Below are 11,038 nucleotides of genomic sequence, written 5' to 3'. Positions count from 1 at the left end.
GTGCCGGCCGGTCGCGGGCACCACGCTCTCTCCGTGTCCTCCGTCAGCCGGCGGACTCGCCCGCGTGCGGGCTCAGCACACCGGCCGAGACCAGCAGGATCAGCAGGATGCCGAGCAGGATCCGGTAGATCACGAACGGCATGAAGGACTTGGTGGTGATGAACTTCATGAACCAGGCGATCACCGCGTAGCCGACGCCGAAGGCGATGACCGTCGCGAAGATCGTCGGCCCCCACGAGACGTGGCCGCCCTCGGTCGCGTCCTTCAGCTCGAACATCCCGGAGGCGAGCACCGCCGGGATGGCGAGCAGGAAGGAGTACCGGGCGGCCGCCTCGCGGGTGTATCCCATGAGCAGACCGCCGGAGATCGTGGCGCCGGACCGGGAGACGCCCGGGATCAGGGCCATCGCCTGGCAGGCGCCGAAGATCAGGCCGTCCCGCACGCCGAGCTCCTTGAGCGACTTGCGCTCGCGCACCGCGCGGTGCCTGCCGCCGAGCTCGTCGCGCGCCGCGAGCCGGTCGGCGACGCCGAGCACGACGCCCATGACGATGAGCATGGTGGCGGTCAGCCGCAGATCACGGAACGGGCCCTCGATCTGGTCCTTGAGCGTGACGCCGAGGACACCGATGGGGATCGAGCCCACGATGACCAGCCAGCCCATCTGGGCGTCGTGGTCGGAGCGCATCGCCTTGTCGAAGAGGGACCGGAACCAGGCCGAGACGATCCGCGCGATGTCCTTGCGGAAGTAGATCAGGACGGCGGCCTCGGTGCCGATCTGGGTGATGGCGGTGAACGCGGCGCCCGGGTCCTCCCAGCCGGCGAACGCGGCGGTGAGCCGCAGATGCGCGCTGGAGGAGATGGGAAGGAACTCCGTCAGCCCCTGGACGAGTCCGAGGATGAATGCTTCGAACCAACTCATGGAGCCAGGGCCGTCCCGAATGTACGTGTGCGGTCATAAGGTCGGTGCGCAGCGTACCGTCCCCAGATGACACGCCAGTTCGCAGGGCGGGCGCCGGGGCCGGCACCGGCCGGTCCCGGCGCTCCGTGTGGCCGGTCCGCGGTCGTCCGCGCGGCCCGTCCCCGGTCGTCCGCGCGGCCCCGTACTCGGTCCCTCCGTGCGGCCCGGGCTCAGTCCTCCACGGGGCCCGTCGTCGTCCAGCCCTGCGCGCGTACGTGTGTCGTCAGGCTCGCGCGGTCGGCCCGCTCGCCGCAGTGGGCGCAGACGACGCGCGGGGTGAGGGTCTCGCCGCAGCTGTGTTCGAGCACGACGGGCCGGTCCTTCTCGTTGAGGTGGCGGTCGCCCCAGGCCATGAGGGTCACGAGGACCGGACCGAGCTCCTCGCCGGCCGGTGTGGCCCGGTACTCGTAGCGGAGGGGCCGCTCGCTGTACGCGACCTTCTCCAGGATCCCGGCCTCGACGAGCCGCTTGAGCCGGGCGGTGAGGATGTCGCGCGGCGCGCCGGTGTTGCGGGCGATCCGGTCGAAGCGGTGGACGCCGAGCGAGACCTCGCGCAGCACGAGGAGCGAGTACTTCTCGCCGACGAGAGCGAGGGTGTCGGCGATGGAGCAGGGGCGGGCGGCGGCCTTCATGAGCCAAGACTAAAGCAGCCGGGGGAGCAAGGGTTTGAAAATCCAACTTACTGGGCTATGTTACCGACAGGTGTTGGTTCGGTTTTCCAACTCTCCCGCTTCCTTGCTCCCTCGCTCTCCAGCTCTCCGATCAGTCCCCCTGCGGCCTCCAGGAGTCGTGTCATGCGTGACGCCGTCATCGTCGAAGCAGTCCGTACGCCCATAGGGAAGGGAAAGCCCGGCGGAGCGCTCGCCGACGTCCACCCCGTCGCCCTCCTGTCCCACACCCTGCGCGCCCTGATCGAACGGACCGGCATCGATCCCGCCCTCGTCGACGACGTCATCGGCGGCACCGTCGACCAGGTCGGCGAACAGGCCATGAACACCACCCGGTACGCCTGGCTGGGCGCCGGTCTGCCCGAGACCGTGCCCGCCACCACCGTCGACCGGCAGTGCGGGTCCTCGCAGCAGGCCGTGCACTTCGCCGCGCAGGGCGTGCTGTCGGGCGCGTACGACATCGCCGTCGCCTGCGGCGTCGAGTCCATGAGCCGCGTGCCCATGTGGTCCAACGTGCCGCCCGGCGCCGACCCCTTCGGTCCCGGCGTCGCCGCCCGCTACCCCGAGGGCCTGGTCCCGCAGGGCATCAGCGCCGAACTCATCGCCGCGAAGTGGGGCATCGGGCGCGAGGCCATGGACGAGTTCTCGGCCGCCTCGCACGCCAGGGCCGCGCGCAGCTGGGCGGCCGGACTCTTCGACGACGAGGTCGTCCCGTACGGCGACGTGCGCCGCGACGAGTCGGTGCGACCCGCGACCACACCGGAGATCCTGGCCGGGCTGCGGCCCGCCTTCGAGGACCCCGGCTTCGCCGAGCGCTTCCCGCAGATCGACTGGTCGGTCACCGCCGGCAACAGCAGCCCGGTCAACGACGGCGCCTCCGCCGTCCTCGTCATGGCCGCGGACACCGCGCGGGCCCTCGGGCTGCGCCCGCTCGCACGGCTCCATTCCTTCGCCGTCACCGGCTCCGACCCGCTGCTCATGCTCACCGGCGTCATCCCGGCCACGGAGAAGGTGCTGCGGCGCGCGGGTCTCACCCTCGACGACATCGACCTCTTCGAGATCAACGAGGCCTTCGCGAGCGTCGTCCTCGCCTGGCAGCAGGAGACCGGCGCCGACCCGGCGAAGGTCAACGTCCACGGCGGCGCGATCGCCCTCGGCCACCCGCTCGGTGCCAGCGGCACCCGCCTGACCACGACGCTGGTCCACGCCCTGCGGGCACGCGGAGCCCGCTACGGACTGCAGGCGATGTGCGAGGCGGGCGGACTGGCGAACGCGATGATCGTGGAGGCGCTGTAGGGGCCGGAGGCCCGGCCGTTCCGCCAGGGCGGAGGCGCTAGGAGGCGGTACCCGCCCCGGCCGGCTCCCCGGTCTCCGCCGCGACCGTCTCCCGGACTTCCGCGCGTGCCGCGATGCGGTGCCGCTTGCGCCAGCCGACGACCGCCGCGACGGCGGCCGACAGGACGATGAAGCCCGTCGAGATCAGGAAGGCGGGAGAGGTCGGCGAGGTGGCCTGGCTGCCGGCGATCACGTACGCCGCCGTGTTCGGTACGGAGCCGAGGCCGGTGGCCAGCAGGAACGGCAAGTACCGCATCCGGGAGACGGCGGCCGCGTAGTTGGCCACCGCGAACGGCATGCCGGGAAAGAGCCGGATGGCCAGCATCGAGCGGAAACCGTGCCGGCTCAGCTGGCCGTCCGCCGCCTCGAGCCAGCGGCCCCGCACGTACGGCCGCAGCGCCTCCTGGCCGAGCGCCCGGCCCAGCGCGAACGAGAGGCCCGCACCCAGGACCGTGCCGCCCAGCGACGCGGCGAAGCCGGCCTGCGCGCCGAACAGCGCGCCCGCCGCCAGGTTGAGGATCGGCCGCGGCACCAGGGCCGCCGTGCACACGCCGTACGCGAGGCCGAAGACGAGCACGGCGCCGGGACCGCTCAGCTGCGGCGGCCAGCCCGCCGCGAGCAGCCGCTGCGGCTCGAAGAGCAGCACCGACGCTCCTGCGGCCAGCAGGATCAGGGCGAGGCAGGCCAGCCGGGCCCGGGGCGGGAGCAGCGCGCGGGAGCGGCGGACGGACACGGGCTCGAACACCCGGGGAGAGTAACCGACACAGACGTGTGATCGCCGTCAGTGCGTCGCGGGGCCCGCCCGTACCCGGCCGTGAGGTGTGCCCCGCCGGCCGCCTGTACCCGGCCGTGAGGTGTGCCCCGCCGGCCGCTCGTACAGTGAGGCGATGAGCACACCCCCCGCTCCCGCCGTCGTCCCCGACAGCGCCCTCGCGGACACGGTGCTCGGCCGTCTCACAGAGACCTATCCGGCGGCCGGGGACCCGTTCCGCGCGCAGGAGATGATCGCGTACATGAAGGGCGTCGCGCCCTTCCTCGGAGTGCGCACGCCCGAGCGCCGTGCCCTCTCCCGTACGGTCCTGGCGGGACTGCCCGCGCCCGACGAGGCCGACTGCACGGCCGTCGCCCTGCGCTGCTTCGGGCTCCCCGAGCGCGAGTACCACTACTTCGCGGTCGACTACCTGCGCCGCCACGTGAAGCGCTGCTCCTCGGCCTTCCTGCCGGTGGCCCGCACGCTGGTCACCACCGTCTCCTGGTGGGACACCGTCGACCACCTCGCCGCCCACGTCGTCGGCGGCCTGGTCGCGGCCGACCCGGAGCTCGCGGCGCGCATGGACGAGTGGATCGCCGACGACGACCTGTGGGTCGCCCGCACCGCCCTCCTCCACCAGCTCCGCTTCAAGTCCCGCACCGACGCCGACCGCCTCTTCTCCTACTGCCTGCTCCGTTCCGGCCATCCCGACTTCTTCATCCGCAAGGCCATCGGCTGGAGCCTGCGCGAGTACGCGAAGACGGCTCCGTCCGAGGTCCGCGCCTTCGTCGCGCAGAACTCCTCACGCCTGTCCCCGCTCTCGGTGCGCGAGGCGCTGAAGAACCTGGAGCCCGTGTGACGGCACCGGACACCCTCTAGGGACCGCTGGGGCCGTCCGCCCGCCCGGAGCGGCCGCCGCGAACCGACCGCCGCCGTCCGAACCGTCCGCCCGCCCGAAGCAGCCCCCACTGCCCGAAGTGGCCGTCGCTGCCCGAAGTGGCCGCCGGCGCCCTGAAATTCGGTCGACTCGACGCGGGCGAGCGGCCATCATCGGAGGCATGTTCCGGCACGCCTTCCCCACAGCGCCGTCCGCAGTCGCGGACGCGCCGAAGGCTGCCGTCCTCACGGCTCCCGCAGTTCTCGCGGCCCTCGCCACGCTCGGCGGCGACCGAAGCTGACTCTCCCCGGACCGTCCGGCGGACCCCACAGGGGGAGGGTCGGTTCGGCCCCGGGGTCCCCACTCACGCTTCGAGCACCGAAACGAGCGATTCAGCCATGCCCAAGCAGGCATACGCACGCACCAAGCCGCACCTCAACATCGGCACCATGGGCCACGTCGACCACGGCAAGACCACCCTCACCGCCGCCATCACCAAGGTCCTCAGCGAGCGCGGCACCGGCGGCCCGACCACCTACGTGCCCTTCGACCGGATCGACCGGGCGCCGGAGGAGGCCCGGCGGGGCATCACCATCAACGCCGCGCACGTGGAGTACGAGACGGACACCCGTCACTACGCCCACGTCGACATGCCCGGACACGCCGACTACATCAAGAACATGGTGACGGGCGCGGCGCAGCTCGACGGGGCGATCCTCGTCGTCTCGGCGCTCGACGGGATCATGCCGCAGACCGCCGAGCACGTCCTGCTCGCCCGTCAGGTCGGCGTCGACCACATCGTCGTCGCCCTCAACAAGGCGGACGGCGCCGACGACGAACTGACCGACCTGGTCGAGCTGGAGGTACGGGAGCTGCTCACCGCCCACGGCTACGGCGGCGACGCCGTGCCCGTAGTCCGGGTCTCCGGGCTGCGCGCCCTGGAGGGCGACCCGCGCTGGACGGCGTCCGTGGAGGCGCTGCTCGACGCGGTCGACACGTACGTGCCCGTGCCGGTGCGGTACGTGGAGGCGCCGTTCCTGATGCCGGTGGAGAGCGTGCTCACCATCACCGGCCGCGGGACGGTCGTCACCGGTGCTGTCGAGCGCGGCACCGTCCGCGTCGGCGACCGCGTGGCGGTGCTCGGCGCGGAGACCGAGACGGTCGTCACCGGGGTCGAGACCTTCGGCAGGCCGATGGAGTCGGCCCAGGCCGGGGACAACGTGGCCCTCCTGCTGCGCGGAGTCCCGCGCGGTGCGGTCCGCCGCGGCCACGTCGTGGCCGAGCCGGGCAGCGTCGTGCCGCGCAGCCGGTTCACGGCGCGGGTGTACGTGCTGTCCGCCCGCGAGGGCGGCCGCTCGACGCCCGTCGCCACCGGCTACCGCCCGCAGTTCTACCTCCGCACCGCGGACGTCGTCGGCGCCGTCGACCTCGGCGACACCGCCGTGGCCCGCCCCGGCGACACGGTCACGATGACCGTCGAACTGGGCCGCGCGCTCCCCTTGGAGCCCGGGCTGAGCTTCGCCGTCCGGGAGGGCGGCCGCACGGTCGGCGCGGGAACGGTGACGGAGGTCTTCTGACCCGCCGTCACCCGCCGTCACCCGCGGGGCCCGCTGGCACCCGCCGCCGCCCGCGAGTCCCGGCACCCGCGGGGCCCGGAAGCAAGCCTTCCGGGCCCCGCCGCGCGGCCTCCCGCCCCCGTCCGCCACACTCGGATCATGACCGACACGGCGAGGCGTACGGCACTGGTACTGGGCGCGGGTGGGCTGACCGGCGCGGGGTGGGAAGTCGGGATTCTGTGGGGGCTCGCCGAGAGCGGGGTGGATCTCACGGAGGCCGACCTGGTGGTCGGCAGCTCCGCCGGAGCCGTCGTCGGAGCACAGCTCGCCTCCGGGGCCTTCCCGCTCGGCGCCCTCTACGAGAGCCAGTCGACGCCGCCCGACGGCGAGCTCTCCGCCCGGCTCGGACCCGGTCAGATCCTCAGGTACGCCCTCGCCGTGCTGGGCTCGCGTACGCCCGAGGAGTACGGGCGCAGGCTCGGCCGGCTCGCGGGCGCGGCCCGCACCGTCGACCCCGCCGTGCGCCGGGCGGTCGTGGCGGGACGGCTCGGGGACGCCGCCGAGTGGCCCGGGCGGCGGCTGCTGATCACCGCCGTGGACGCCGCAAGCGGTGAACTCACCGCCTTCGACAAGGACGCCGGCGTCCCGCTCCTCGACGCCGTCACCGCCAGCTGCGCCGTTCCGGGCGTCTGGCCCGTGGTGGACCTCGCGGGGCGCCGGTGGATCGACGGCGGACTGCACTCGACGGCCAACGCCCACCTCGCCGCCGGCTATGAGCGCGTCGTCGTCGTCGCGCCCAGCGCCTCGGGCAGCAAGGTGCTGCAGTCGCCCGCCCAGCAGGGCGCCGCGCTCGCCGCCGCCGGCGCGCGGGTCGAGGTCATCACGCCCGACGCCGCGTCCAGGAAGGCCTTCGGCCGCAATCCCCTCGACCCGGCCCGCCGCGGCCCCGCCGCCCGCGCCGGGCGGGCCCAGGCCGCGACCCATGCGCGGGCCGTCACCGCCCTGTGGGCACAATGAGGACGTGAACGAGCAGATTCCCGTCATCCGCGACGTCGACCAGGGCACCGCCAGGCTCATGCCCGACGTGGACACCGAGCGGGGCTGGCTGCTCACCGTCGACGGCGCCCCGCAGTCGTACGTGGACCTCGACGACCCGGCGCACCTGGAGTTCGAGTACGCCCGGCGCCTCGCGCACCTCGTCGACCTCCTCGCGGACGAAGGCGCCCCGCTCGACGCCGTCCACCTGGGCGGCGGGGCGCTCACCCTGCCCCGGTACGTCGCGGCCACCCGTCCCGGCTCCCGGCAGCAGGTCGCCGAGGCCGACCGCGGCCTGCTCGCGCTCGTCGCCGAACACCTGCCGCTGCCGGCGGACTCCGGCATCACCGTGCACGGCGCGGACGCCCGCGCATGGCTGGAGGCCGCGCCGGACGACTCCGCGGACCTGCTGATCGCCGACGTGTTCGGCGGCTCGCGGGTGCCCGCGCACCTCACCTCCGTCGAGTACGCCCGGCAGGCGCGGCGCGTGCTGCGCCCGGGCGGCACCTACGCGGCGAACCTCGCCGACGGAGCGCCGTTCGCGTTCCTGCGCTCGCAGCTCGCCACCCTCGCGGCCGTGTTCCCCGAGCTCGCGCTGATCGCCGAACCGGCCGTGCTGCGCGGGCGCCGCTTCGGCAACGCGGTCCTGGTCGCCTCCGACCGGGAGATCGACACCGCGGGCCTCGCCCGCCGTACGGCCGCGGACCCGTTCCCGGCGCGGGTGGAGTGGGGCGAGGCCGTCGACCGGTTCACCGGCGACGCGCGCCCCGTGCGCGACGCGGACGCCGTCCCGTCACCGGTGCCCCCGGACGGCGCCTTCGGCATCGGCTGAGGCGGCCGCCGCACCGGCCGGCTCCGCCGCGCCTCCGCCCGTCGCGCCGGGGGCCGGCACCGCTCCCGACACCGGTTTCGTACGGCGCGTCAGGTTCCGTACGTCCGGCACGAGCAGCACCAGCGCCGTGACCACCACGATCAGCGTCGCCGAGCCCCACAGCGCGTTGCTCCGGCCGAACACGCTCTCCGCCGGGCCGGCCAGCGCCGTGGACAGCGGCAGCATCGCCGTCGAGCCGAACCAGTCGTACGCCGAGACCCGCGAGAGCTTCTCCTCGGGGATCTCCTGGTGCAGCGTCGTCATCCAGGACACGCCGAAGACCTCGATCGCGACGCCGCTCACGAACATCGCCGTCGAGAGCCCCACCACGTCGAGCGGCACCGCGAGCGCCGCCGAGGGCAGCGCGATGGGGAAGACGCACAGCGTGCCCACGAGCAGCATCCGGCGCGGCTTCCAGCGTGCCATCAGCACCGCGCCGCACAGCGTGCCCACCCCGAACGCGGCGAGCGCGAGTCCCCACGGCCGGGCGCCGCCCAGTTCGTCCCGGGCGACCAGCGGCCCGTACACCGACTCGGCCGCGCCGACCAGCGCCACCACGACGGCGAACTGGGCGACGATCGACCAGAGCCAGGGCCGGCCGACGAACTCGTCCCAGCCCTCGCGCAGATCGGCCAGCAGCCCGCCGCCCGGAGCCCGTTCGGGTACGTGCCGGACGTCGAGGAAGGCGCGCAGCGCGCCCGCCACCGCGAAGGCCGCGGCGTCGATCGCGAGCACCCAGCCCGGGCCGAAGGCGGCGATCAGCGCGCCGCCGAGCGCGGCGCCGCCGATGCCCGCGCCGTTCATCGCCATGCGGAAGAGGGCGAAGGCGCGGCCGGCCTGTTCGCCGTCCACGCTGGACATCAGCATGCCCTCGGCGGCCGGGTTGAAGAACGCCTGTCCGGTGCCGCACAGCGCGGTCAGCAGCATCATGTGCCACAGCCGGGCCTCGCCGGTGAGGACGAGCACCGCGAACACGGCCTGCGAGGCGCAGTTGAGGGCGTTGGCGGCGACCATCACCCGGTGCCGGGGCACCCGGTCGGCGATCGCGCCGCCGACGAGCAGGAAGAGCACGAGCGGCAGCGTGCGGGCCATCGCCACCAGGCCCACGTCGCCGCCGTCGCCGCCGGACTGGATGACGGCGAACGCCGCCGCGATCAGGGCACCGTGGGTGCCCAGGTTGGTGACGATCGCGGCGGCGGTCAGCAGCAGGTAGTTCCGGCCCGCCCAGCCGGGAGTGCGAAGGCGGATCACGATCCCGCGGACTCGGGAGCGAGGCGCACGGTGGAGACGATCTTCTTGATGGTCTCGTCCGACAGCTCGTCCTTCACTCCGTCGGCCGCGTACAGCACGAAGGAGGAGAAGTCACCCTTGGCGTTCTTGAAGGAGAAGGCGACGGACTTGCCGTCCGACTCGCACTTGTTGCGCTTCTTGATGCCGGGGGCGACGGCGGTCGCCATGCTGCCCTGCAGGCCGGACGTGGTGGTGTACGGCACGGCCTTGGTGATCTTGATGGTGCCCTTGGGCATGTGCTGGGCGTAGCCCGCCCACACCCAGTTGCCGGCCTCGTTGTACGCCGCCTCCGCGGTGTCCTTGGCGCCCTGGCCGCCCTTCGTGCCGGCGGTGCTGAGGCCCCAGGTCTCCTCGGTGCCGTTCTTGTCCGTGTCCAGCGCGCACCAGTTGCTCTTGAGGTGCGCCGGCGCGGACATGGTGACGACGGGGGAGCCGTCGCCCTTCTTCTCGTCCTCGAAGTAGGTGACGACACCGGGCTTGGAGAGCTCCCAGTCCGGCGGTACGTCGAAGAGGGTGCCGTACTTCGGGTTGAAGACGACCTTCCAGCCGGGGATCGTCGGCTGCTGGGCGGCGCCGTCGCGCGGGTTGTCGAGCGGCGGGGTCGACGAGGTCCCCGGCTTCACGCTCGCCGACTGCGTCGGCTTCGGGTCGTCGGCCTCGTTCTTCTTGTCGTCGTCCTTGCCGAGGACGAGGTAGCCGGTGACGCCTGCGGCCGCGAGCACGGCGACGGCGGCGACGATCGCCACCACGGTCGTCTGCTTCTTCTTGCCGCCGTCACCGCCGCCCGGCTGCACCGGGCCCGGCACCGCGTACTGCGGCACGGTCGGCTGCTGGTACGGGTTCTGCTGTCCGTAGCCGGGCTGCGCGCCCGGCTGCTGCTGGTACGGGTTGGGCTGTCCGTACGCGGGCTGCGGCACGGTCGGCTGCTGGTACGGGTTGGGCTGTCCGTAGCCCGGCTGTGCACCGGGCTGTGCGCCGGGCTGCGGTCCCGGCTGCGCGTACGGGTTCTGACTCTGGTCCTGCGGGTTCTGCTCGCCCCCGGGCGGCTGCTGTCCTGGCCACATGGGCCGTAACGATAGAGGTGTGGCCGGTGCGGGGCTACGGCCGCCCCCGTGCGGGGATGGCGAAGACTGCTACTGGTGGGTAACATCACGGCCCATGAGCGCAGACCAGATGACCGTCGGCGAGATGCTCGCCGCCACGGTGCCCATGGCCAGGACCCTCAAGCTGGAGTTCCTGGAGACCACCGCCGAGCGCGCCGTCGTGCGCCTGCCGGACCAGGCCGAGTACCACAACCACGTGGGCGGCCCGCACGCCGGCGCCATGTTCACCCTCGCCGAGTCCGCGAGCGGCGCGATCGTCCTGGCCGCCTTCGGCGACCAGCTGAACCGCGCGGTGCCGCTCGCCGTCAACGCCGAGATCGGCTACAAGAAGCTGGCGATGGGCGTCGTCACCGCCACCGCCACGCTGGGCCGCCCGGCCGCCGAGGTCGTCGCCGAGCTCGACGCGGGGCAGCGCCCCGAGTTCCCGGTCCACATCGCCATCACCCGCGAGGACGGCGCCGTGACCGGCGAGATGACCGTGGTCTGGACCCTGCGCCCGAACTCCTGACGCGGACCGCCGGCCCGGGGACCCCGGGCCGGCCGCCCGGCACGGCGACGCGGAATCGGACGAACCGTCACGCATAGTGCGTTCAC

At 73.4% G+C, this 11,038-nt stretch carries 11 protein-coding genes; 6 read left to right on the top strand and 5 right to left on the bottom strand.

The genetic code is table 11. The features are described from left to right. Positions 1–43: 43 nt before the first annotated feature. Together ACFWJO_RS33785 and ACFWJO_RS33780 are read right to left on the bottom strand one after the other, a co-directional pair. Positions 44–919 carry an undecaprenyl-diphosphate phosphatase gene (locus ACFWJO_RS33785; RefSeq protein WP_386871425.1) on the bottom strand — a complete coding sequence of 292 codons (876 nt, stop codon included), beginning with the start codon at positions 917–919 and terminating at the stop codon, positions 44–46. A gap of 209 nt (positions 920–1,128) precedes the next feature. Then, on the bottom strand, positions 1,129–1,590 hold the full coding sequence (locus ACFWJO_RS33780; RefSeq protein ID WP_386871423.1) for a winged helix-turn-helix transcriptional regulator: 462 nt from the start codon (positions 1,588–1,590) through the stop codon (positions 1,129–1,131). Positions 1,591–1,752: 162 nt separating this feature from the next. Between ACFWJO_RS33780 and ACFWJO_RS33775 the strand changes: the two genes are divergently transcribed. Continuing rightward, positions 1,753–2,922: a thiolase family protein gene (locus ACFWJO_RS33775; protein ID WP_386871421.1), complete on the top strand. Its 1,170-nt coding sequence runs from the start codon at positions 1,753–1,755 to the stop codon at positions 2,920–2,922. A 37-nt stretch (positions 2,923–2,959) separates the two neighbouring features. Here the strand turns inward: ACFWJO_RS33775 and ACFWJO_RS33770 are convergent, their stop codons facing one another. Then, on the bottom strand, positions 2,960–3,706 hold the full coding sequence (locus ACFWJO_RS33770; protein WP_386871419.1) for a TVP38/TMEM64 family protein: 747 nt from the start codon (positions 3,704–3,706) through the stop codon (positions 2,960–2,962). Positions 3,707–3,848: 142 nt separating this feature from the next. Between ACFWJO_RS33770 and ACFWJO_RS33765 the strand changes: the two genes are divergently transcribed. The 4 genes from ACFWJO_RS33765 (at position 3,849) to ACFWJO_RS33750 (ending at position 8,012) form a co-directional block, all read left to right on the top strand. After that, positions 3,849–4,571, top strand: coding sequence for a DNA alkylation repair protein (locus ACFWJO_RS33765; RefSeq protein ID WP_386871417.1), 723 nt, complete (start codon positions 3,849–3,851; stop codon positions 4,569–4,571). A gap of 416 nt (positions 4,572–4,987) precedes the next feature. Continuing rightward, positions 4,988–6,166, top strand: coding sequence for an elongation factor Tu (gene tuf, locus ACFWJO_RS33760; protein WP_386871415.1), 1,179 nt, complete (start codon positions 4,988–4,990; stop codon positions 6,164–6,166). 138 nt (positions 6,167–6,304) lie between these two features. Continuing rightward, positions 6,305–7,162 carry a patatin-like phospholipase family protein gene (locus tag ACFWJO_RS33755; RefSeq protein WP_386871413.1) on the top strand — a complete coding sequence of 286 codons (858 nt, stop codon included), beginning with the start codon at positions 6,305–6,307 and terminating at the stop codon, positions 7,160–7,162. Positions 7,163–7,166: 4 nt separating this feature from the next. Next, positions 7,167–8,012, top strand: coding sequence for a spermidine synthase (locus ACFWJO_RS33750; RefSeq protein ID WP_386871411.1), 846 nt, complete (start codon positions 7,167–7,169; stop codon positions 8,010–8,012). Here the strand turns inward: ACFWJO_RS33750 and ACFWJO_RS33745 are convergent. Then, entirely contained in the window at positions 7,974–9,302 is a 1,329-nt protein-coding gene (locus ACFWJO_RS33745; protein WP_386871409.1) for an MFS transporter, read from the bottom strand. The two genes, ACFWJO_RS33750 and ACFWJO_RS33745, sit on opposite strands and share 39 nt — an antisense overlap. Next, positions 9,299–10,405, bottom strand: a complete 1,107-nt coding sequence (locus ACFWJO_RS33740) for a hypothetical protein (RefSeq protein WP_386871408.1) — start codon at positions 10,403–10,405, stop codon at positions 9,299–9,301. The genes ACFWJO_RS33745 and ACFWJO_RS33740 overlap by 4 nt, the downstream gene beginning before the upstream one ends. A gap of 94 nt (positions 10,406–10,499) precedes the next feature. Here ACFWJO_RS33740 and ACFWJO_RS33735 point away from each other — a divergent pair, with 94 nt between their 5' ends. Continuing rightward, positions 10,500–10,952 carry a DUF4442 domain-containing protein gene (locus ACFWJO_RS33735; protein WP_386871407.1) on the top strand — a complete coding sequence of 151 codons (453 nt, stop codon included), beginning with the start codon at positions 10,500–10,502 and terminating at the stop codon, positions 10,950–10,952. Positions 10,953–11,038 lie beyond the last annotated feature (86 nt).

Source organism: Streptomyces sp. NPDC127092 (assembly GCF_042722475.1).
GTDB lineage: Bacteria > Actinomycetota > Actinomycetes > Streptomycetales > Streptomycetaceae > Streptomyces.
Note: the sequence above shows the minus strand (reverse complement) of the source record. Positions and strands in the feature narration are given on the sequence as shown.